We start from the raw sequence: 22,399 nt of genomic DNA on the forward strand, positions 1-22,399 counted from the left end.
GAAATTGGATTTATTCAGCAATATCAATGAGCGTGCCGATGTGGACTGCACAAAGCCGGAGCAATTGCATACACTTTTTGCCCTCAAAATCGTCAATTTGACATGAAGGCTAAAACATAGGCATACAGAGCTGCGGAGGAATCGAAGCCGGTGAGTGGCTTGCGGCTCTAGCGAAAAGACTGGACGGAGGAGACGTGTCGGGAAAGCGCAATTTGATCAGGTCGGGCACGACCGTCGATCAGATGGTGAGGGCGATCAGCGACCGGATCGTCACCGGTTTCCTGCGCCCAGGCGAAAAGCTCGACGAGGCCTCGCTCGCCGCCCGCTTCGACGTCTCACGCACGCCGATCAGAGAAGCGCTCAGCCGGCTCAGCGCCATGGGACTGGTCGAAAGGCGGCCCAATCGAGGCGCCACCGTCGCCGTGGTGACGCAGGAACACCTCGCCTCGATGTTCGAGAGCATGGCCGAGCTTGAAGCGATCTGCGCGCGCTTCTCGGCCGAGCGCATGACGGCGGGCGAGCGCCACACGCTGGAGGCCGAGCACCAGGCCTCGGCGCGCTTGGTGCAGCTCGGAGCCGAAGAAGAGTATGAGCTTTTCAACACCCAATTCCACACCCGGCTCTATCGCGGCGCCCACAGCAAACACATTTATGAGCTGACCGTCATGACTCGTGGCCGGCTGGCGCCGTTCAGGCGCGCGCAATTCATGCTGCCCGGGCGGCTGGCTCAGTCCTGGCAGGAGCATGACGCCATCGTCACCGCAATCATGCGCGGCGACGGTGCGGCCGCCGGAACAGCCGCCAAGGACCATGTCTCGATCGTCAGCGAGGCAAGCGCCGTCTTCGCCATTGGCGACCGCCCCAAAGGCAAGGCCGAGCCGTTTCCGACATCGGTCTCCTAACCCTCAATCGACCAGCACGGCGACCACGGCAGCGCAGTCGCCGGCCTTGACCAGCCCCGGAAAATGCCGCGCCGCCAACAGACCGGACATTTTGCCCCGGATCTCCTGCGGAGCGCCGCCGGTGCGGCCTATGGAATGGATGCGTGCCATCACCTGGTTTTCTACCACCGGCTCGCCGAGATCGATCATCGTTTCGATCATCCCGTCGTCCTCGGCGAACGAGAAGCAATCGCCGGACGGCATGTCGAGCCAGCGGGTTGGCTGCATCTCGACCGCGCCGGCGACGATGCCGGCATGGCGCAGCACGTTGAGCACGCCGCGCCGCGCGATCCGCACCGTTTCGGCGCGCGAAGTCCCGCCGCCGCCGAGCTCTGTTGTGATGAACAGCTTGCCCATCTCCTCGGCGGCAGTGTCGAACATGCCGACCGCATCAATCTCCAGCATCTTCATCGACCAGGGCGCGGAGAACGCTTCGACCGCCGCGAACCCTTTCGCTTCCAGCACCTTGTCAGGCCGAATGTGGGCGGCGCAGAACGGCACGAAGTCGAGCGTCTTGCCGCCGGAATGGAAGTCGAGCGCGATGTCGGTGCGAGGCAGAAGTTCGCGCTGGAAATAATCGGCGATCTTCTCGGTCACCGTGCCGTCGGGCCGGCCGGGAAAGCTGCGGTTGAGATTGCCCTTGTCGATCGGCGAGGTGCGGGTGCCGGCGCGGAACGCCGGATAATTCATCGCCGGCACGATGATGACCGTGCCGCTGACGTCTTTCGGGTCGAGCGTACGGGCGAGGTCATAGAGCGCCAGCGGCCCCTCGTACTCGTCGCCATGATTGCCGCCGGTCAGCAATGCGCTCGGCCCCTTGCCGTTGCGGATGACGCAGATCGGGATCATCACCGATCCCCAGGCTGAATCGTCGCGGCTGTAAGGCAGGCGCAGGAAACCGTGCTGCACGCCGTCGCGCTCGAAATCGACGGTCGGCGTGATCGGTGACGGGCGAAGGCTGGACATCGGGCTCAATTCTTCACCACCAGTTTGCGCGGCACATTCGCCAGGCACTCGACGCCCGCATCGGTGATCAGGATGGATTCGGTAATTTCCAAGCCCATCGTCTCAAGCCACAGGCCGGTCATGAAATGGAAAGTCATGCCGGGCTTCAACTCGGTGCGGTCGCCTGGGCGCAGGCTCATCGTGCGTTCGCCCCAGTCCGGCGGATAGCTAAGCCCGATCGGGTAGCCGGTGCGGTTGTCCTTGACGATGCCGTATCTCTTCAGCACCGCGAAGAAGGCGTTGGCGATGTCCTCGCATGTGTTGCCGGGCTTGGCGGCGGCAAGTCCGGCCTCCATGCCTTCCAGCGTCGCCTTTTCGGCGTCGAGGAATTCCTGCGTCGGCTTGCCGAGGAAAACGGTGCGCGACAGCGGGCAGTGATAGCGGTTGTAGCAGCCGGCGATCTCGAAGAAGGTGCCCTCGCCCGATTTCATCGGCCGGTCGTCCCAGGTCAGATGCGGCGCCGATGCGTCGGCGCCCGACGGCAGCAGCGGCACGATCGCCGGATAGTCGCCGCCGACGCCGTCGACGCCGCGCGTGCCGGCATCGTAGATCTCGGCGACCAGATCGCATTTGCGCATGCCGACTTCGATCTTGTCGACGATGCGCTGGTGCATCGCTTCGACGATCCGGGCGGCTTTGCGCATGTAATCGATTTCGGTCGGGCTCTTCACCGCGCGCTGCCAATTGACCAGCGCCGTGGCATCGACGAAGCGGGCATTGGGCAAGTGCTTCTGCAGCGATGCGAAGGCAGCGGCGGAGAACCAGTAATTATCCATCTCGACACCGATGCGGAGCTTCCCCCAGCCGCGATCGGAGAGCACGCCGGACAGAAAATCCATCGGATGGCGCTCGGTCGACTGCACGTAGTTGTCGGCATAGCCGACGATGTTGTCGTGCGCGAGATAGGCGGTGCGCTTGGCGCCGTTGGCGTCCTGGCCGCGCCCGTACCACACCGGCTCGCCCGACGGCGGCACGATGACAGCCTGATGCACATAGAACGACCAGCCGTCGTAGCCGGTCAGCCAGGCCATGTTGGACGGATCGCTGACGACGAGCAGATCGACGCCCTTGGCCTCCATCGCCTTCCGCGTCTTGGCGAGGCGCTCCGCATATTCGCCGCGCGAGAATTTCAAATTTGGCTGCATTGTTCTTGGTCCTCGTTTGTTGGGCCTTGCGGCCAGCATCAGCTTTCGAAAATCGTACCGGTCTTGGCCGCACGCGCACGGTCGCGGGCGAGCGTGGCGATTGCCGTGTCCTGCACGCCTGTGCCCGTCAGATCGACAATGGTGATGTCGCTGTCCGAGCGCCGGCCATGCCTTTCGCCGGCGATGATGTGGCCAAGCTCGGTGATTTCGGCATCGGCCGCCATCACGCCCGCCGCGATAGCATGGTGCAGTTCGCCCAGGCGCCGCGTCTGCTTGGCGCTGTCAGCAACGTAGAGATCGGCCATGCGCAGGATCGCCGGCGCGATCTCGTTCTTGTGCTCGGCATCCGAGCCCATGGCAGTGATATGCTGGCCGGCGGAGACGAAGCCGGGCTTGATCAGCGGCTCGGTCGACGGCGTCGTGGTGACGATGATGTCGGCATCGGCCGCAGCCTTTGCCGCGTCGGGCTCGGCGTGAACGGCGATGCCCAGTCTTTCGGACAATGCGTCTGCCGCGGCTTCGGCCTTGGCGGCATCCCTTGCCCAGATGCGGGCTTCCGTGATTGGCCGTACCAGCATCAGCGCCTCGAGCTGCAGTCCGGCCTGAACACCGGCGCCGAAGATCGCGGCGACGGAGGAGTCCGCCCGCGACAGATGTTTGGCGGCGACCGCACCGGCGGCGGCGGTGCGGATGTCGGTGAGATAGCCATTGTCGAGCAGCAGCGCCTCGACCAATCCGGTTTTGGACGACAGCAGCACCATCATGCCGTTGACGCTGGGCAGGCCGAGCTTCGGATTGTCGAAGAAACCTGGGCTGATCTTGATCGCAAAACCGTCGATACCCGGTACATAGGCGGTCTTGACGTCGACCTCGCCGCGATGCTCTGGAATGTCCAGCCGCAGGATCGGCGGCATCGCCACCGGTAAGGTAGCGAGCGCCCGAAACGCGTTCTCGACGCAGGCGACGGCATCAAGATCGAGCTTCACGATCTTGCGCAATTCAGCTTCGGTGAGGATCGTCATCCGGCTCATGCTGCGCTCTCCGCAATTGCTTCGCCGCAGATGATCTTGCGGTGCAGTGCCATGTCGATGTTGCGGCCGGACAGCACGAGCACCGTCGGGCCGCTCGCCCTGACCTTGCCGGCAAGCACGGCTGCGATGCCGACCGCGCCGGCGCCTTCGACGATCTCGCGCTCCTGTTCATAAGCGTGACGAATGCCGGCGGCGATCTCGTCCTCGCTGAGCAGGATCACATCGTCGAGCAGGTCACGACACATCGAGAAGGTCAGCCGGTTGTCGAGGCCGATGCCGCCGCCGAGCGAGTCCGCCAGCGTCGGCAGTTCCTCGACCAGCACCGGGTGCCCGGCGTCGAGGCTCGCCTTCATCGCCGCACCGCGCGCCATTGAGACGCCCATCACCTTCGTCGCCGGGCTGACGCCCTTGACGGCAGCGGCAACGCCAGCCGCCAGCCCACCGCCAGACAGCGGCACCAGCACAAGGGCGGCATCAGGAACCTGTTCGATGATCTCCAGCCCGAGCGTGCCTTGCCCAGCGACAATGGCAGGATGGTCGAAGGGCGGCAGCATGATCAGCCCGTCTTTCGCGACCAGCCGTTCGACCTCCTGCTGCGCATCGTCCTGGCTGTTGCCGACGATGCGGATCTCGGCGCCGAGCCGGCGGATCTCGTCCAGCTTGTTCTGCGGCACCAGCCGCGACATGCAGATCGTCGCGTGGATGCCTTGCAGTTGTGCGGCATAGGCAAGCGCCCGGCCGTGATTGCCGGTCGAGGCGGCGACGACGCCGCGCGCCTTCTCCTCTTCTGTCAGCGAAGCGATAGCGTTCGAGGCACCGCGCAGTTTGAAGGCGCCGGTGGTCTGCCGATGTTCGAGCTTGAGATAAACAGGCTCGCCCAAGTGCTGGGAAAGACTCCGGGAAGTGACGGTCGGCGTACGCTCGACCTTGCCCGCGATGTGCTCGCGCGCGGCGCGGATATCGGAGAGGCTTATCCTGGACGTGGTCATGGCTCATCAATCAGTTCAGCGGCAGCGTCATCAGACGGCCGAATTCAGGGCGCGGCTCGTCGTCGTCGCAAAGCCGCAGGCAATTCCAGGCCGTCGCCTGGTTGCTGGTGACGACGGGGCGGCCGATAGCCTCTTCCATGCCGACAACTGCCGCCGCCGATCGCAGCGCCGTGCAGGACACGAACAGCGCGTCGGCCTGCGAGGCCATCCCATCGCGGGCCAGATCGACCAAGGATTTCGGAGCAATCCGCGCCATCTCGCGATCATCCTCGAAGCCGAGGCAAGTAAAGCTGGCGATCTCGAATCCATGCTCGGTGAAATAGGTCGCCATCGGCCGGCTGGTCTCGACCGTGTAAGGGGTGAGGATGCTGACCGTCTTGGCGCCCAGCGCCTTCAGGCCGCGCACGCCGGCCATCGGCGGCGTGACCACCGGCACGCCGGGCTTGGCGGCCTGCACCGCCGCCTCGATTTCGGCATCGCCGATCACGACGGAAGCCGAGGTGCAGGAATAGCAGATCGCGTCGAGCGGCTCGTCGGGCAGGATGAGGGCCGCGGCCGCCGTCAGTGACGGCTGCATCTTGCGCAAATTGTCCGGCGTCGTCGGATTGGCGTAGGGGATGCGCGCGACATAGACGCCGATGCGGTCGCTTGCCACCATGCGGCGAAAATCCGGTTCGCTCGTATGGTCGGTGGCAAGGATGATCAGGCCGACCCGCTTTTCCAGCGGACGCGCATCGAGCGGCGGCCGGACCGAGTGCAGGCGGATATCGGGTGCAGCGCTCATCGTTCGATCCGCCCATAACGGTGTTCCAGCCAGCGCAGCAGCACCACCGAGAACAGGCTGATGGCGAGGAAGAAGGCGCCGACCAAGGTGATCGGTTCGATATACCGATAATAGGTGTTGGCGACGCTCTTGGCCTGGTTCATCAGTTCCAGCACGGTGATCGCCGACAGCAGCGGCGTCTCTTTGAACATGGCGATGAAATAATTGGCAAGCGCCGGGATCATCGGCGGGATCGCCTGCGGAATGATGATGTGCGTCCAGGTCTGCGTGGCATTCAGATTACAGGCCTTGGCCGCTTCCCATTGGCCGCGCGGCACATTGTCGATGCCGGCGCGGTAGACCTCGGCCGTGTAAGTGCCGTAATGCAGTCCGAGACCGATGACGCCCGCCACCAACGGCGGCAACAGGACGCCGAAATCCGGCAGCACGTAGAAGATGAAATAGAGCTGCACCAACAGCGGCGTGCCACGGATGAACTCGGCAACGAAACCGACGGTGCGCGACAGGGCCCGGTTCGGCGAACGGCGCGCCAACGCAATGCCCAGCCCGACGACGGCCGCCAGCACCGAGCCGAGCAGCGTCGCCAGGATGGTGATCTTCACCCCCTCGATCAGCGTCGGCAGGATCTGCCGGACAAAATCCCAATCCCATTCCATTAGGAGGCCCGATCAATCATACGCGCACCCCGTCGAGGCCACGAGCCATGCGGCGTTCCAGCGACCGCACGCCCCAGGAGATGAGCAGCGCCAGGACGAAATAGATGACGAGGATGGTGCTGAACGGCACCAGTGTATTGCCGGTCTGCGAGCGCACCACCTGCGCCTGGAAGGTCAGGTCTGCAAGCGAGATCAGCGAAACGACGGCGGTGGCCTTGAGCAGCTCGATGGCGTTGTTGCCGAAGGTCGGCAGCATCACCAAAAGCGCTTGCGGCAGGATGATATGGCGCATGGCTTGCCAGCGGCCGAGATTGAGCGCGGTGCAGGCCTCATATTGTTCGCGGCCGATCGACTTGATGGCGCCGCGCACGACTTCCGCCGCATAAGCGCCGACATTGAGGCCCAGCGCCAGCACGCCGGCCTGCAGCGGCGTCAGCGAAATGCCGGCGAAAGGCAGCACGAAATAGGCCCAGAACAGCTGCACGAAGATCGAGGTGCCGCGGAAGAACTCGATATAGGCGGTGGCCAGCGCGCGCAGCACGAAAAACCGCGACAGCCGCCCCAGCCCGGCAAGAAAGGCCATGACCAAGGCCAGCACCGACCCCATCAGCGTCAACTCGATGGTGACGAGTGCTCCTTGCAATATCAGGCCGAAATAGCCGGACCATTGGGTCATTGGGTCGAGAGTTTCCGCGTTGAATGTCCAGCGAGACGTTGGCTTCAGCCTCCTTCTCCCCGTTCACGGGAAAAAGATGCCGGCAGGCAGATGAGGGGCAGAGCCAGCTTGGCAGAACTTTGTGCTGCCCCTCATCCGGCCCTTCGGGCCTCCTTCTCTCCGTGAACGGGGAGAAGGAAGACCCGCCTATTTCGCCGAGCAGAGCTTGTCGCGGCTCGTCGACATTGCCGCCGCCGCCGAGAAGCCGTAAGGCTCGATGATCTTGGCGAACTCGCCGGACTTCTTCAGTTTCGCCAGCTCGACATCATAGGCGTCGCGCAGCGCTTCGTCGCCCTTCTTGAAGGCTGCGCCGTCGCAATAGACCGGCGCACCGACCACCGGCGCGATGACTTCGAGGTTCGGATCATTGGCTTTCTTGACCAGGTCGTTGATCGACAGCACGGGCAGTGAATAAGCATCGATGCGGCCGTCCTGCAGCATCTTCAGGCCGCTCTGGCCGTCCGGCACGACGATGACGCGCTCGCGCGGCACACCTGCGGTGAGCGCCAGCTTTTCCTCGGTGCCGCCACCCGGTGCGCCGATCGTCGCGCTGGTGTCCTTGGCGACGTCCTCGTAGCTCTTGAAGCCCTTCGGGTTGCCCTTCTTCACCAGCATCGCCTCGGCGTCGCACAGCACCGGTTCCGAATAGGCGACCGCAGCACAACGTTCCGGCTTCATGAACAGGCCGGCGGTGACGACGTCGAAACGTCCGGCCTGCAAGCCCGGGATCATGGCGCCATACTCCGAGATCGAGGCGACGATATCGTTGACGCCAAGACGCTTGAAGATTTCACGGGCAACGTCAGGCGCCGCACCCGAAACCTTGCCGTCGGCAGCGACCGCCGTATAGGGCGGCTCGTTGGCAATGGCGACGCGGGCAAAGCCTTGCGCCTTGAGCTCTTCGAGCTTGCTGTCATCGGCCGAGCCGGCCGTCGAGGCGGCCAGCACCGCCGCCAGCGCAATACCGGCGACGCCGGCCAAAATGGCAAATTTCTTCATTGTTCCCAACTCCTTGTTTGTCTGTCTTCTTGGCTTGCTTGAGGCGTCGCCGCCTCGCATGGCAGTCAGACCCGATGTCCGGCCGCAATGATCTTCTTCAGGAAACCTTGCGTACGCTCCTGTTTGGGATGGCGGAAAATCTCGTCGGGCTTGCCTTCCTCGACTATTCTGCCGCGATCGAAGAACAGCACCCGGTCGGCGAAGTCATGGGCGAAACCCATCTCGTGCGTGACCAGCAGCATGGTCATGTCGGTCTCGGCAGCGAGCTTGCGCATGACGTTGAGCACCTCGTCGACGAGCTCCGGGTCGAGCGCCGAGGTGACCTCGTCGAACAGCATGATCTTCGGCGACAGCGCCAGCGCGCGCGCAATCGCGACGCGCTGCTTCTGTCCGCCGGAAAGCTGCGCCGGCATCGCTTTGGCCTTGTCGACCATGCCGACCATGTCGAGCAGTTCCATCGCCCGCTTTTCGGCGGCGGCCCGCGGCACGCCTTTGGTCAGCATCGGTGCCAGCGTCACATTGTCGATGACGCATTTGTGCGGAAACAGATTGAACAGTTGGAAGACCATGCCGATCTTCTGGCGCATCTTTGCCAAATGCCGTTCATCGGCCGTCAGCAGCCGGCCGTTACGCTCGATGTGGTACAGCTGTTCGCCATCGACCTGGATGTGGCCGCTGTCGATGCGCTCAAGCGTCATCAGGATACGCAGGATCGTCGTCTTGCCCGAACCCGATGGGCCGATCAGCGCCAGCTTCTCGCCGGGCATGACTTGCATCGAGAGGCCGTCCAGCACCTTGAAGGTGCCGAAGCTTTTCGAAATGCCGTCGATCTTGATGATGGGCGCCGACAATGAATTTCCCGTGCTGGAGAAGCTATGCCTTTAACGATGCGGATCGCAGCAAATCATGTCAATCAAGAAAATAATATCATGACAATATTTCGAACTCCGCACAATTCCCCGCCATTTGTTGCCTAGATGGCAAGCAGGAGATGCTCGGGATCGCCGAGCAGAAGCTTTGTGACAACGCCGAGACCGGCACGCAGTTCCCCCTCCGTGGTCGAGCCCAGCGAAATCCGGACAGCTGGATGCCAAGGCATCTGCGAAATGCGAAACGACGTGCCGGGCGCAATCGCCACGCCCTGCAGGCGCGCCTGGGACACAAAGCTTTCCTCGCCGCGATCCTCGGGCAGCCGCAGCCAGACGTGAAGCCCGTCGCGATGAGCGCGATAATCCACTCCGGCAAGCACCTCGGCGGCGATGTCCAGACGCCGCCGCAAAGCCAGGCGCTGCCATCGAACGAGTTCCATCGCGGTGCCGTCGGTCACCCATTTGCTGGCGATCTCGGCCACCATCGGAGTCGCCATCCAGTTCGAGACCAGGTGGCGGTTGGCAACCGCGGCGACATAACGATCGGGTGCCGCGAGATAGCCGATGCGCAGGCCGGGCACCACGATCTTGGTGAAGGAGGTGACATAGAGCGTGCGCTCGGGGGCAAACGCCGCGACCGGCGGCGGCCGGTCCTCGACCAGCGGGCCGAGCACATCGTTCTCGATGATGGCGATGTCGTGCCTGCGCGCAACCGCCGCGATCTGCTCGCGCCGGGCGGCATCCATCAGCGTTGCCGTCGGGTTGATCACCGAGGGCTGCACGAACACGGCGCGGATGTCGGACAGCCGGCAGGTCGCGTCGAGCGCTTCCGGGATCAGCCCATTGTCGTCGATGGGCAGACCCTCGAGATTGAAGCCGAGATAGCGCGCCAGCGGGATCAGCGTGTGATGGCCGATCGCTTCCGTGGCGACGGTCGAACCGGGCGGCGCCACGCTCATCAGCGCTACCGTCATCCCGGCCGTGGCGCCGTTGGTCAGGCTGATGTTCTGCGGCGACGCGTCGAGGCCGCAGAGCCGCAGCCACTCGACGCCCACCGCGCGGTGGCGCGGGAACACCATGTTCGGCCTGAACGACAGCGCCGAGCTCGACGGCAGGTTTTCGGCGAGCCAGCCCAGTGCCTGCCTCAGCCGCTCCAGATGCATCGGTTCGCAGACCGGCTTCAGGATGGAGAGGTCGATGACCTCGCCCAGCCGCTCCGGCAGATAGGGCGGCTCCGGCTCGCGGCGCTGCGTCTGCACGAAGCTGCCGCGGCCGACCTCGCCGGAAACCAGCCCGCGGCGGATCAATTCCTCGTAGGCGCGGCTGACCGTCTGCACGGAAAGTTTCAGATCGTCGGCCAGTTGCCGGTGCGTCGGCAGGCGCGCGCCAGTGGCCAGACGCCCGTCATGGATGGCCCGCGCGAACTGGTCGGCGAGCGATTGATACGCCGGCCGCCGGATAAGAGCGGGATCTGGTCGCCAAAATGTCATGACTTATTAGAGATCGAAATCAGTGCAATTGACAATCGAAATAATGCGCCGTCATGGTGTCGGGCATTGGAAGTGGGTGATCATGGCTGCAGCGAAACTCGATCCGATCGATCTCAAGATCCTCGACGCCATCCAGCGCGACGGGCGCATCACCAAGCTGGCGCTGGCCGAGAAAGTCGGCCTGTCGCCGACGCCGTGCTGGATGCGGCTGCGCAAGCTGGAAAAGGCCGGCATCGTCTCGGGCTACCACGCCAGGATCGCCATGCGCGCCATCTCGCCGGTCGCTACCGTGCTGATGGAGGTGACGCTGGCTAGCCACCGCCAGGCCGATTTCGACCGTTTCGAGCGCGTCATCCGCGACATCCCCGAGATCGTCGCCTGCTGGTCTGTCGGCGGCGGCGTCGATTACCTGCTGAAGGTGATGGCGCGCGACATCGACGCCTATCAGCGGCTGGTCGACACTCTGCTCGAACGCGAGATCGGTATCGACCGCTATTTCACCTACATCGTCACCAAGACGGTGAAGGAGGAGAGTGTGCTGCCAGTGGCGGATCTTTTGCCGGCATCTTCCTGATACCGGAGAGATCGTCTGGCTGGGTAGGGCAATAGAGACAATCTCTCTACGTGCAGGCACGCAAACAGCCTCTCTGTTTGCGCGGCAGAGATAGTCTTGCGGCATTACCCGAACCGGGAGCCCGATGATGTCCGCACATTTTGCCCGCTCGCACCGCCATGAAGCACTTGATCGCCTCGCCGACCGACGGCTGCTGCGCGAACTCGCCTATGTCGCTGGCCACTGGACGGCGAGCGAGACCGCGGAGAGTTTCGAGGTGACCGATCCGGCCACCGGATCGACCGTCGCTTTTGTTGCCGCGCTCGATGCCCGGCAGACGACATTGGCGATCGATGCGGCATCGCGCGCCTTTCCTGCTTGGCGCGCATTGCTGCCGCAGGAAAGGTCGAAAATCTTGCGAAAATGGTTCGATCTGATCGTCGCCGCCAAGAATGACCTGGCTCTGCTGATGACGCTCGAACAAGGCAAGCCGCTGAAGGAATCGCTCGGCGAGATCGACTATGCCGCCTCTTTTGTCGAATGGTATGCCGAGGAGGCCAAACGTCTCAACGCCGAAAGCGTCACCAGCCATCTGCCTGATACCGAGATGATGGTGCGGCGCGAGCCGCTCGGCGTCGTCGGCGTCGTCACGCCGTGGAATTTTCCAGCGGCCATGCTGACCCGCAAGGCGGCTGCCGCCCTTGCCGCCGGTTGCACCATCGTCGCGCATCCTTCCTCGGAAACGCCGCTGTCGGCACTGGCGCTGGCCGAGCTTGGCGAACGCGCCGGCCTTCCGGCTGGCGTTTTCAACGTCCTCACCGGCAGGGCTTCGACTATCGTTGGACGGATGTGCGAAGACCCGCGCGTTCGCGCCATGAGCTTCACCGGCTCGACCGAGATCGGCAGGCTGATCGCCGCACAGAGTGCGCCGACGATGAAGCGTCTGGTGATGGAACTCGGCGGTCATGCGCCGCTGATCGTCTTCGCCGACGCCGATCTCGACAAGGCTGTCGCCATTGCGGTCGACGCGAAATTCGCGACCTCCGGCCAGGACTGCCTCGCCGCCAATTGTATCTATGTCCAGCGTCCGCTCTACGATCGGTTCTGCGCTGCTTTCGCCAAACGCGTCGAGGCATTGCGGACCGGCAATGGCCTGGCCGACGACACCGAAATCGGACCCTTGATGCACGAACGCGCCGTTAAGAAGGTCGAGGAGCAGGTGGCCGATGCGCTCGCCAAAGGCGCGCGCTGCCTGACCGGCGGCAAGCGCCATTCCGCCGGGCCGCTGTTCTACCAGCCGACCCTGCTTGCCGACGTGGGAGACGACGCTTTGATCATGCGCGAGGAGACCTTCGGTCCGGTTGCGGCCGTGACGCCCTTCGACAGCGAAGAGGAAGTCGTCGCCCGCGCCAACGCCACCGAATACGGCCTCGTTGCCTATGTCGTGACTGAGAATGGCGGCCGCCAATTGCGCATGGGCCGCGCGCTCGACTATGGCATGGTCGCCATCAACCGCGTCAAGATCACCGGCGCGCCGATCCCTTTCGGCGGCGTCAAGCAGTCGGGCATCGGCCGCGAGGGCTCGCGTCACGGGCTCGAAGCCTTTACCGATCTCAAATATCTCTGCCTCGACGTGGCGTGAGCCGCCCCGACAATTTCCTTCAGGAGTAGAAAAATGCTCGACCGGTCAAACGAACTCGCCGCCTGGGACCGCGATCACTTCTTCCATCCCTCGACCCATATGGGCACCCACGCGCGTGGCGAGAGCCCGACCCGTGTGATCGCCGGCGGCGAAGGCGTCACCATCTGGGACAACAACGGGCGCAAGAGCATCGATGCCTTCGCCGGGCTCTACTGCGTCAATGTCGGTTATGGCCGCCAGAAGATCGCCGACGCCATCGCCGCGCAGGCCAAGAATCTCGCTTATTACCATGCCTATGTCGGGCACGGCACCGAGGCGTCGATCACGCTGTCCAAGATGATCATCGACCGCGCGCCGCAAGGCATGTCGAGGGTCTATTTCGGGCTCTCCGGTTCAGACGCCAATGAAACCAACATCAAGCTGATCTGGTACTACAACAACGTGCTCGGCCGGTCCGAGAAGAAGAAGATCATCTCGCGCTGGCGCGGTTATCACGGCTCCGGCATCATGACCGGATCGCTGACCGGCCTCGACCTGTTCCACAACGCCTTCGACCTGCCGCGTGCGCCGGTCCTGCACACCGAGGCGCCCTACTATTTCCGCCGCGCCGACCGTTCGCTAAGTGAAGAGCAGTTTTCGCAATACTGCGCCGACAAGCTCGAGGAGATGATCCTCGCCGAAGGGCCGGAAACGGTCGCCGCCTTCATCGGCGAGCCGATCCTCGGCACCGGCGGCATCGTGCCGCCGCCGGCCGGCTACTGGGAGAAGATCCAGGCGGTGCTGAAGAAATACGACGTGCTTTTCATCGCCGATGAAGTAGTCACCGGCTTCGGCCGATTGGGTACCATGTTCGGCTCCGACCACTACGGCATCAAGCCCGACCTGATCACCATCGCCAAGGGCCTGACCTCGGCCTATGCGCCGCTCTCCGGCGTCATCGTCTCCGACAAGGTGTGGCAGGTGCTCGTCCAAGGCTCCGACAAGCTCGGCTCGCTCGGCCATGGCTGGACCTATTCGGCGCATCCGATCTGCGTGGCCGCCGGTGTCGCCAACCTGGAACTGATCGACGAGATGGACCTGGTGCGGAACGCCGGCGAGACCGGCGCCTATTTCCGCGCCGAGCTGACGAAAGCCGTCGGTGGCCACAAAAACGTCGGCGAGGTGCGCGGCGACGGCATGCTGGCGGCAATCGAGTTCGTCGCCGACCGGGACGACCGCGTGTTCTTCGACGCCTCGCAAAAGATCGGACCGCAGGTCGCGACCACCCTTGCGGCAAGCGGCGTCATCGGCCGCGCCATGCCGCAGGGCGACATTCTCGGTTTCGCGCCGCCGCTCTGCCTGACACGGCAAGAGGCCGACATCGTCGTCTCCAAGACGGCCGACGCGGTGAAGAGCGTGTTTGCCAACATCTGAAGAACCGACATGAATGCCATGACCAAAAACCTCCCCGCCACCATGGCCGCCGTGCAGCTGATCGGGCACGGCGGACCGGAAAAGCTCGTCTACCGCACCGATGTCAAAGTGCCCTCGCCCGCTCCGGGCGAGGTGCTGGTCAAGGTCACCGCTTGCGGCATGAACAACACCGATGTCTGGGTGCGCCAGGGCGCCTATGGCACTGAGGAGGATGCAGCCGCCGTCTCGACATGGCGGCGGCAAGGCAACACACTGACCTTCCCGCGCATCCAGGGCACCGACACGGTCGGCAACATCGTTGCCGTCGGCGACGGCGTGTCGCCGGCCCGCATCGGCGAGCGGGTGATGGTCGATTTCTCCATCTACAATCGCGACGACGATTCACTCGCCGACATCGACTATATGGGCCACGGCCGCGACGGCGGCTATGCCGAATACCAGACAGTGCCGGCCGAGAACGCCCATGTCGTCAGCACCGATCTGAGCGACGTCGAACTCGCCACCTTCTGCTGCGCCTATCTCACCGGTGAACAGATGCTGGAACGCGCCGCATTGAAAGCCGGCGAGCGCGTGCTGGTCACCGGCGCCTCGGGCGGCGTCGGCTCGGGCATCGTGCAGCTGGCGCGGGCACGCGGCGCCATTCCCTATGCGGTTGCCGGCAAGGGCAAGGAACAGGCCGTGCGTGACATCGGGGCCGAGGCGGTGATCACCCGCGGCGTTGCCGATCTGCCGGCCGCCGTCAACGAGGCGACCGGCGGCCGGCCGATCGACGTGGTGGCCGACCTGGTCGGCGGCGCGATCTTCAACGACCTGCTGCGCATCCTCAGGCCGGAAGGCCGCTACACGACGGCGGGCGCGATTGCCGGCCCGGTCGTGCAGCTCGATCTGCGCACCATGTACCTGAAACAGCTCCAGCTGCACGGCTCGAGCCAGGGCACACGCGCCGATTTCCGCCGCATCGTGCGTTACATCGAGGAGAAGAAGATCCGGCCGCTGGTCGGCGGCGTCTACAAGCTCTCCGATTTCCATTGCGCCCAGGCCGATTTCATCGCCAAGGATTTCGTCGGCAAGCTGGTCGTCGTGCCGGATGCGGTCGGCGTCGCTAAATAGCACGATCAGCTCTGCGATCGGACCTGCTTGGCGGCAGCCTCGAGCGACCGTTCAAACGCGTCGATCACCTGGTCGACCTGAGGCCCGGTGATGATCAGCGGCGGGCAGAAAGCCAGCGCATCACCCATATTGCGCGAGATGACGCCGTTCTGCTGCATGAAGCCGTTGACGAGCCCGCCCAAGGCACCAACCGTGTCCCACGGCGCCTTGTTCGCCTTGTCGCCGACCAGTTCGACCGCCGAAATCAGGCCGACGCCACGCACCTCGCCGACAAGCGGGTGCGAAGCGAGTGTGCGCAGCCGCTTCTGCATATGCGCACCGACTGTGCGCGCATTGCCGACAAGGTCGCGCTCCTCGATCAGCTTCAGGTTCTCGAGCGCGACTGCGGCCGCAACGGGATGGCCGCCGCCGGTGAAACCGTGGCCGAAGGTGCCGATACGATTGCTTTCGTCGGCGATCGGCTCGAATACCTTGTCGTTGATCAGCAGGGCTGAGATCGGCAGGTAGGACGAAGAGATCTGTTTCGACAACACCATGATGTCGGGCCTGATGCCGAAGGTCTGCGAGCCGAACATCTCACCTGTTCGGCCAAAGCCGCAGATCACCTCGTCGGCGATGAGCAGGATGTCGTATCTCGACAGCACCGCCTGTATCTTCTCCCAGTAGCCGGCCGGCGGAACGATGACGCCGCCGGCGCCCATGATCGGTTCGCCGAAAAAGGCGGCGATGGTTTCCGGTCCTTCGGCCAGGATCAGCGTTTCCAGCTCGTCGGCCAGCCGCGTCGAAAACAGCTCTTCGCTTTCACCCGGCAGCGCCTCGCGCCAATGGTGCGGCGTCGAGGTATGCAGCACATTGGCAATCGGCAGGTCGAAGGAAGTGTGGTTGTTGGGCAGTCCGGTCAGGCTTGCCGAGGCGATGGTGACGCCGTGATAGCCCTTCTTGCGGCTGATGATCTTCTTGCGCGCCGGCTGGCCGAGCGCATTCGACCGGTACCAGATCATCTTCATGGCCGTATCGTTGGCCTCGGAACCGGAATTGGTGAAATACGCCTTGCTCATCGGCACCGGCGCCATCTGCACCAGTCTCTCGGCGAGATCGATCAGCGGCGAATGCGATTTGGAGCCGAAATCGTGATAGTAAGGCAGCTTCGACATTTGCCGTACTGCCGCATCGACCAGCCGCTTCTCCGAAAAACCGACCGCGACGCTCCAGAGCCCCGCCATCGCCTCGATATAGCGGTTGCCGGCAAGGTCCTCGACATAGATGCCGTCGCCCTTCTCGATGACGAGCGGCCCCGACTCCTGATGCTTGCGCGCATTCGTATAGCCATGCATGTGAAAGCTTATGTCGCGGGCTTCGGGTGAATTCGGTCGTGCGTCCATGACGGCTCCTGTGCTGCACGCGAAACAGTCCTGCCGCCGGTCCGGCTCAGAAGGTCCCCGTGCGTTATGCCTTTGATGCATCTTTCTCGAACGGTATAGTGTCAAGCGCTTTCGACAGGGCCAGCGGATGGGTGGACGCATGCAGAACTTCGGCTTGACCTAACCGTGGACCATGTCGACTGCATTGTCGCCGGCGCCGGTGTTGTAGGCCTGGCGATCGCGCGAGAGATGGCGCAGCGCGGCATCGATACGCTGGTCCTGGAAGCCGAGAACGCCATCGGCACCGGGACAAGCTCGCGCAATTCCGAGGTCATCCATGCCGGCCTCCACTATCCGGTTGGATCGCTGAAGGCCCGGTTCTGCGTGGCCGGCCGGGAAAGACTCTATCGCTATTGCGAGGAGCGGGCGATCCCGCACGCGCGCTGCGGCAAGCTCATCGTTGCTACAAATGCCGAACAGGAGCCGGTGCTCGCCTCAATCCGGGCCAATGCACGCGCTTGCGGCGCCGGCGACCTGGTGCCGTTGCGCGAAGCCGAGGCGCATGCGCTGGAGCCCAGCCTTAGGTGTACGGCAGCGTTGCTGTCGCCGGCCACCGGGATCATCGACAGCCATGCCCTGATGCTCGCCTTGCTGGCTGATGCCGAAGCGCACGGGGCGGCACTTAGTCTCAACACGCGCATCGCCGCCGGCCGCATCGAAGCGGGCCGCGTCGTGCTCGAGACGGTGGACGCTGCCGGCGGCGAGCGCTTCGAGATCGCCACTCCGCGTTTCGTCAATGCCGCCGGGCTTGGCGCGGCAGCACTTGCAGGTTCGCTTGAAGGGCTCAATCAGCAATTCGTGCCAAAGCTCCATTATGCCAAGGGCAATTATTTTTCGGTGACCGGCCGGGCGCCGTTCTCACGATTGGTCTATCCGGTGCCCGAACCCGGCGGGCTCGGTGTTCATCTGACGCTCGATCTCGACGGCGTCATCCGCTTCGGGCCGGACGTCGAATGGACCGATCAACTCGACTATCGCGTCGACCCAGCTCGTGGCGAGCGCTTCTACAGCGAGATCCGCAAATACTGGCCGGAGCTGGCCGATGACAGCCTGCAGCCCGCTTACAGCGGCATCCGGCCAAAACTGTCCGGTCCCGGTGAGGCCAATGCCGACTTCGTCATTCAGGACGTGGCGGTGCACGGCGTGGATGGCCTGGTCAACCTGTTCGGCATCGAAAGCCCCGGCCTGACCTCCTGCCTGGCGATTGCCGACCATGTCGCGCAGTGCCTCGCGCCGAACTTGTAGCGTGCGGCGCCCGCGCAACGATCTGCACTGTATCAAGGCGCATTGCGTGAACTTTCAGGCGCAAGTCGCCTATGAGGCACATCGCGCACTTGCAGCCCGCTCCGCGCTCTGATTCCCTGCACTCTGGGCTGTCCTGATTCGCACTGCCCGGTTCAAAGTTTTCGCAGTGCGCCCGGGACAAGCTTTCAGCGACCACTCGGCGTATCCAGGGAGAACGGCAATGAACACCGCGACGAGGCCGGTAATCTCGGAGATGAGGCCCAAGATCACCGTCGTCGGGGTCGGCGGCGGCGGCGGCAACGCCGTCAACAACATGATCGCCGAAGGCCTGCAGGGCGCGGAATTCATCGTCGCCAACACCGATGCCCAGGCCCTTGCCATGTCGAAGGCAACGAGGCTGATCCAGTTGGGCGCTCATATCACCGAAGGTCTCGGCGCCGGGTCCCTGCCCGAGGTCGGCCGTGCCGCGGCCGTGGAATCCATCGACGAGATCATGGATCACCTTGCTGGAACGCATATGTGCTTCGTGACCGCCGGCATGGGAGGCGGAACCGGCACCGGTGCCGCGCCTGTCATAGCGCAGGCAGCACGGGCAGCCGGAATACTGACCGTCGCCGTCGTTACCAAGCCATTTGTCTTCGAAGGCAGGCGCCGCATGTACGCTGCCGACGAGGGCATCGAGCGCCTGCGCGAAAGCGCCGATACCGTCATCGTCATCCCCAACCAGAACCTGTTCAGGATCGCCGACGCCAGAACCACGTTCGCCGACGCCTTCGCCATGGCCGACCGGGTTCTTTATGCGGGTGTCGGCTGCATCACCGATCTGATCGTCAAGGAAGGCCTGATCAATCTCGACTTCGCCGATGTAAAGTCGGTGATGCGCGACATGGGCCGCGCCATGATGGGGACCGGCGAGGCCGCCGGAGAAGGCCGCGCCAAGAAGGCGGCGGAAGCGGCAATCGCCAACCCGCTGCTCGACGAAGCTTCGATGATGGGCGCCAAAGGCGTCCTTGTCTCGATATCGGGCGGCATGGACATGACGCTGTTCGAGGTCGACGAAGCCGCTACCCGCATCCGCGAGGAGGTCGACAACGATGCCGACATCATCGTCGGCGCCATCTTCGACAAGGCACTCGCCGGAAAATTCAGGGTATCGGTCGTGGCGACCGGCTTGCGGCGTGGCCTGGAGATTCCACTGCTTGCCGAACCGGAAGTTCGCATGAACTGAACGCGTACCGCTGACTACCAGCCTTGCGTCACCAGAGCCGCGCGCCGTCGATGACTTCCTATCAGCCGACGGTTGCTCGCGAACTGTATCCGATAGTCAGGCCGCCCGAACGCTGCGCGCTCCACGCGCCCAGGCCGGCAGCCAATCGCCATGCGCAACCAGCAAATCATCGACCAGCGACCATATCTGGTCGAGGTCGAGCTCAGCCGCCGTATGCGGGTCCATCATCGCCGCGTGATAGATGTGCTCGCGGTTTTCGGTCATCAGCGCCTGGACCGTCAGCTCCTGGACGTTGATATTGGTGCGGATCAGCGCGGTGAGCTGCACCGGCAGGTCGCCGATGAAGGTGGGTTGAATACCCGAGGCGTCAACGAGGCATGGCACCTCGGCCGCGCAATTATATGGCAATGACGTGATGCAGCCATTGTTGCGGACGTTGCCGTAGATCACCGACGGCTCGCCGGTCCAGACCGAGTTCATGATCGAGGACGCATATTCCTTCGACTGCTCCACTTCGATCTTGTCAGCCGAGCGATAGGCTTCCGCTTGCCCCTTCCAGCGTTCGATCTGCTCGATGCAGCGCTTCGGGTATTCGTCGAGCGGGATACCGAATTTCTCGATCAGATCGTCGCGCCCGTCCTTGATGAAATAGGGCGTGTATTCCGCGAAATGTTCGGAGCTCTCGGTGACGAAGTAACCGAGGCGCTTCAGCATCTCGTAGCGCACTCTGTTCGGGCAGCGCGGGTTCCATCCCGGCTTCGGCGCCCGCCCTTCGCTGTAGGCGCGCAGCAGATCCGGATAGAGGTTGCGGTAGGAGCCGTCCGGCTGGCGATGCTCGAATTTCAGGTAGAAGGCCATGTGATTGATGCCGGCCGAGCGGTAGCGAATCTCCTCGTAGGGAATGTCGAGATCGTGCGCCAGTTCCATCGCTGTGCCTTGTACCGAATGGCAGAGGCCGACCTGCTTGATGTCGGGATATTTCTCCGCGATCGCCCAGGTGTTGATCGCCATCGGGTTGACATACTGCAGCATGATCGCCTGCGGGCAGATTGCGAGCATGTCCTCGCAGATCTTCCAGAGATGCGGCACGGTTCTCAAGCCGCGCATGATGCCGCCGACACCGAGCGTATCGGCGATGGTCTGGCGCAGACCGTATTTCTTCGGAACTTCGAAATCGGTAACGGTGCAGGGCTCGTAGCCGCCGATCTGGAAGGCGACGACGACGAAATCGGCGCCCGCCAGCGCCTTGCGCTGGTCCGAATAGGTTTCGGCTTTGGCCCTCACGCCGAGCGTCGAGATCAGCTTGCCGACCACGATTGCGCTTTCCTCGAGCCGTTGCGGATTGATGTCCATCAGTGCGATCGTCGCGCCGGATAAGGCCGGACGCTGCAATATGTCGCCGACGATGTTCCTCATGAACACCGTCGAGCCAGCTCCGATGAAAGCGACCTTGGGATTTCTTGCCACAACAACCTCCGGCATAAGCAATCAGGCTACCTCGAAAGCGGCTTTGACCAGCCGTTCGGTGTAAGCGGTTTTGGGATGGGACAGGACTTCGTCGACCGGCCCCTCTTCGACGATCTTGCCGTGCTGCATGACGATGACGCGGTGGCACAGCGCCCGAACGACCTTGAGGTCGTGCGAGATGAAGATGTAGCTCAGGCCCCGTTCGCGCTGCAGCTTGCGCAGCAATTCGATGATCTGCGCCTGGACGGAGAGATCCAGCGCCGATGTCGGCTCGTCGAGTACGATGAATTCCGGTTCGAGCGCGACGGCGCGGGCAATCGCAATACGCTGGCGCTGGCCGCCGGAAAACTCGTGCGGGAAGCGCGACAGGATATCGCCGGGCATGCCGGCGCTGATCAGCGCCTCGCGCACCCGCTCGATCCGATCGTTCCTGGTGGCGCCGATTCGGTTGACGACCAGCCCTTCCTCGATGATCTGGCCGATCGTCATGCGCGGGTTGAGCGACGAGAACGGATCCTGGAAGACGACCTGCATGCGCGACCGCAACGGCCGCATCTGCGAACGTGAACAGCCATGGATCGGCTGGCCATCGAAACAGATCTCGCCACTGTCCGTGGTGTTGAGCCTGAGCAACGCCTCGCCGAAGGTGGTCTTGCCCGATCCGGATTCGCCGACGAGACCCAGCGTCTCGTGCCGCCGAAGGGTCAGGCTGAGACTGTCGACGGCGACGAGTTCGCGCAGGTCCGGCCTCATGAACGTGCCATGCCGCAGCATGAAGGAGACGCGCACATCCTTGGCTTCAAGAATGACGTCGGCGCCTTGGGGCAACGGATTTGCCTGGCCGCGCGGCTCGGAGGCAAGCAGATGACAGGTGTAGGGATGCTGCGGATCGGCGAACAGCCTCTCCGTCACATTGTGCTCGCGCATCTCCCCATGCTGCATGACGTAGACATAGTCGGAGAACTGCCGCACCACGGTCAGGTCGTGCGTGATCAGGATCACCGCCATGCGCAGTTTCTTCTGCAGGTTTCGGATGAGATTGAGGATCTGCGCCTGAACCGTGACGTCGAGCGCCGTCGTCGGCTCATCGGCGATCAGCACATCGGGATCGTTGGCCAGCGCCATGGCAATCATCACACGCTGGCGCTGGCCGCCGGAAAGCTGGTGCGGGTATTGTTTCAGCCGCGCCTGGGGCTCAGGAATCTGCACCTGCTGCAGCAGTTCGAGCGCTCTTGCTTCGGCCTGCCTGCGGCTCATCTTGCGATGCACCCGTATCGCCTCGACGATCTGGCTGCCGATCGTGTAGATCGGGTTGAGCGAACTCATCGGCTCCTGAAAGATCATCGAGATGCGGTCACCCCGCAGTTTGCGCCGCGCACGCTCGGAATATTTCAGGATGTTCGCCCCATTGTATTCGACGGTCGATTTCGGCGACACGACCGCGCGTTTCGACAACAGTCCCATGACGGTGCGCGCCGTCACCGACTTGCCCGATCCCGACTCGCCGACAATGGCGATCGTCTCGCCGCGATAGAGCTGGAAGGAAATGTCCTTGACGGCTTCGACCATGCCGTGTTCGACCTTGAAATCGACGGCGATGTTGCGGGCATCGATGACCGGTTTTTCCGAACGGCCGTCATGGTCGAGCCGGACAGGCGGTGCGAAGGATTTGACGAGCGCGTGTTGCATCATGTCA

At 63.5% G+C, this 22,399-nt stretch carries 20 protein-coding genes; 7 read left to right on the forward strand and 13 right to left on the reverse strand.

What is annotated here, in order from left to right:
- The first annotated feature begins 242 nt into the window (after nt 1–242).
- The gene (locus NKH98_RS18995; RefSeq protein WP_352900708.1) at nt 243–902 is read left to right on the forward strand and encodes a GntR family transcriptional regulator; all 660 of its coding nucleotides are present in this window, start codon (nt 243–245) and stop codon (nt 900–902) included.
- 3 nt (nt 903–905) lie between these two features.
- Here NKH98_RS18995 and doeB read toward each other — a convergent pair whose 3' ends face one another.
- The 10 genes from doeB to ehuR all read right to left on the reverse strand — a co-directional run bounded on the left by doeB (nt 906) and on the right by ehuR (nt 10,624).
- The gene (gene doeB, locus NKH98_RS19000) at nt 906–1,907 is read right to left on the reverse strand and encodes a N(2)-acetyl-L-2,4-diaminobutanoate deacetylase DoeB (protein WP_352649668.1); all 1,002 of its coding nucleotides are present in this window, start codon (nt 1,905–1,907) and stop codon (nt 906–908) included.
- A gap of 5 nt (nt 1,908–1,912) precedes the next feature.
- Entirely contained in the window at nt 1,913–3,091 is a 1,179-nt protein-coding gene (gene doeA, locus NKH98_RS19005) for an ectoine hydrolase DoeA (protein WP_352900586.1), read from the reverse strand.
- Nucleotides 3,092–3,129: 38 nt separating this feature from the next.
- Nucleotides 3,130–4,122, reverse strand: coding sequence for a cyclodeaminase (locus NKH98_RS19010; protein ID WP_352900588.1), 993 nt, complete (start codon nt 4,120–4,122; stop codon nt 3,130–3,132).
- Complete coding sequence (gene eutB / locus NKH98_RS19015) at nt 4,119–5,111, reverse strand: hydroxyectoine utilization dehydratase EutB (protein WP_352900590.1); 993 nt, start codon at nt 5,109–5,111, stop codon at nt 4,119–4,121. The genes NKH98_RS19010 and eutB overlap by 4 nt, the downstream gene beginning before the upstream one ends.
- Before the next feature lie 10 nt (nt 5,112–5,121).
- Nucleotides 5,122–5,895, reverse strand: coding sequence for an ectoine utilization protein EutA (eutA, locus tag NKH98_RS19020; protein ID WP_352900592.1), 774 nt, complete (start codon nt 5,893–5,895; stop codon nt 5,122–5,124).
- The gene (gene ehuD / locus NKH98_RS19025; protein ID WP_254819480.1) at nt 5,892–6,551 is read right to left on the reverse strand and encodes an ectoine/hydroxyectoine ABC transporter permease subunit EhuD; all 660 of its coding nucleotides are present in this window, start codon (nt 6,549–6,551) and stop codon (nt 5,892–5,894) included. Before ehuD ends, eutA begins: the two co-directional genes overlap by 4 nt.
- A 16-nt stretch (nt 6,552–6,567) precedes the next feature.
- Nucleotides 6,568–7,227: an ectoine/hydroxyectoine ABC transporter permease subunit EhuC gene (gene ehuC / locus NKH98_RS19030; protein ID WP_254819481.1), complete on the reverse strand. Its 660-nt coding sequence runs from the start codon at nt 7,225–7,227 to the stop codon at nt 6,568–6,570.
- A 186-nt stretch (nt 7,228–7,413) separates the two neighbouring features.
- Nucleotides 7,414–8,265, reverse strand: a complete 852-nt coding sequence (gene ehuB / locus NKH98_RS19035) for an ectoine/hydroxyectoine ABC transporter substrate-binding protein EhuB (protein WP_254819482.1) — start codon at nt 8,263–8,265, stop codon at nt 7,414–7,416.
- Nucleotides 8,266–8,330: 65 nt separating this feature from the next.
- Nucleotides 8,331–9,116 (reverse strand): ectoine/hydroxyectoine ABC transporter ATP-binding protein EhuA, encoded by a 786-nt coding sequence (ehuA, locus tag NKH98_RS19040; RefSeq protein WP_352704809.1) that lies wholly within the window; start codon nt 9,114–9,116, stop codon nt 8,331–8,333.
- A gap of 122 nt (nt 9,117–9,238) precedes the next feature.
- Nucleotides 9,239–10,624, reverse strand: a complete 1,386-nt coding sequence (gene ehuR, locus NKH98_RS19045; RefSeq protein ID WP_352900596.1) for a MocR-like ectoine utilization transcription factor EhuR — start codon at nt 10,622–10,624, stop codon at nt 9,239–9,241.
- A gap of 82 nt (nt 10,625–10,706) precedes the next feature.
- Between ehuR and NKH98_RS19050 the strand changes: the two genes are divergently transcribed.
- From NKH98_RS19050 to NKH98_RS19065, 4 genes are all read left to right on the forward strand, one after another.
- A complete protein-coding gene (locus NKH98_RS19050; protein ID WP_352473224.1) occupies nt 10,707–11,198 on the forward strand; it encodes an Lrp/AsnC family transcriptional regulator in 492 nt (163 codons plus the stop codon).
- A 127-nt stretch (nt 11,199–11,325) separates the two neighbouring features.
- Complete coding sequence (locus tag NKH98_RS19055) at nt 11,326–12,819, forward strand: NAD-dependent succinate-semialdehyde dehydrogenase (RefSeq protein ID WP_352900711.1); 1,494 nt, start codon at nt 11,326–11,328, stop codon at nt 12,817–12,819.
- 33 nt (nt 12,820–12,852) lie between these two features.
- Complete coding sequence (locus tag NKH98_RS19060) at nt 12,853–14,232, forward strand: aspartate aminotransferase family protein (protein ID WP_352900599.1); 1,380 nt, start codon at nt 12,853–12,855, stop codon at nt 14,230–14,232.
- Between the two features lie 9 nt (nt 14,233–14,241).
- Nucleotides 14,242–15,342, forward strand: a complete 1,101-nt coding sequence (locus NKH98_RS19065) for an alcohol dehydrogenase family protein (RefSeq protein ID WP_352900602.1) — start codon at nt 14,242–14,244, stop codon at nt 15,340–15,342.
- Between the two features lie 5 nt (nt 15,343–15,347).
- Here NKH98_RS19065 and NKH98_RS19070 read toward each other — a convergent pair whose 3' ends face one another.
- Nucleotides 15,348–16,724, reverse strand: a complete 1,377-nt coding sequence (locus NKH98_RS19070; RefSeq protein WP_352900605.1) for an aspartate aminotransferase family protein — start codon at nt 16,722–16,724, stop codon at nt 15,348–15,350.
- Between the two features lie 165 nt (nt 16,725–16,889).
- Between NKH98_RS19070 and NKH98_RS19075 the strand changes: the two genes are divergently transcribed.
- Together NKH98_RS19075 and ftsZ are read left to right on the forward strand one after the other, a co-directional pair.
- Nucleotides 16,890–18,008, forward strand: coding sequence for an NAD(P)/FAD-dependent oxidoreductase (locus NKH98_RS19075; RefSeq protein WP_352900607.1), 1,119 nt, complete (start codon nt 16,890–16,892; stop codon nt 18,006–18,008).
- Nucleotides 18,009–18,228: 220 nt separating this feature from the next.
- On the forward strand, nt 18,229–19,236 hold the full coding sequence (gene ftsZ / locus NKH98_RS19080) for a cell division protein FtsZ (protein WP_023677189.1): 1,008 nt from the start codon (nt 18,229–18,231) through the stop codon (nt 19,234–19,236).
- Between the two features lie 96 nt (nt 19,237–19,332).
- On the opposite strand, the gene NKH98_RS19085 is transcribed toward ftsZ, so the two are convergent.
- On the reverse strand, nt 19,333–20,703 hold the full coding sequence (locus tag NKH98_RS19085) for an alpha-glucosidase/alpha-galactosidase (RefSeq protein WP_352803597.1): 1,371 nt from the start codon (nt 20,701–20,703) through the stop codon (nt 19,333–19,335).
- Nucleotides 20,704–20,724: 21 nt separating this feature from the next.
- The gene (locus tag NKH98_RS19090; RefSeq protein ID WP_352900713.1) at nt 20,725–22,392 is read right to left on the reverse strand and encodes an ABC transporter ATP-binding protein; all 1,668 of its coding nucleotides are present in this window, start codon (nt 22,390–22,392) and stop codon (nt 20,725–20,727) included.
- Between the last annotated feature and the right edge of the window lie 7 nt (nt 22,393–22,399).

Source organism: Mesorhizobium sp. M0833, from assembly GCF_040319905.1.
GTDB lineage: Bacteria > Pseudomonadota > Alphaproteobacteria > Rhizobiales > Rhizobiaceae > Mesorhizobium.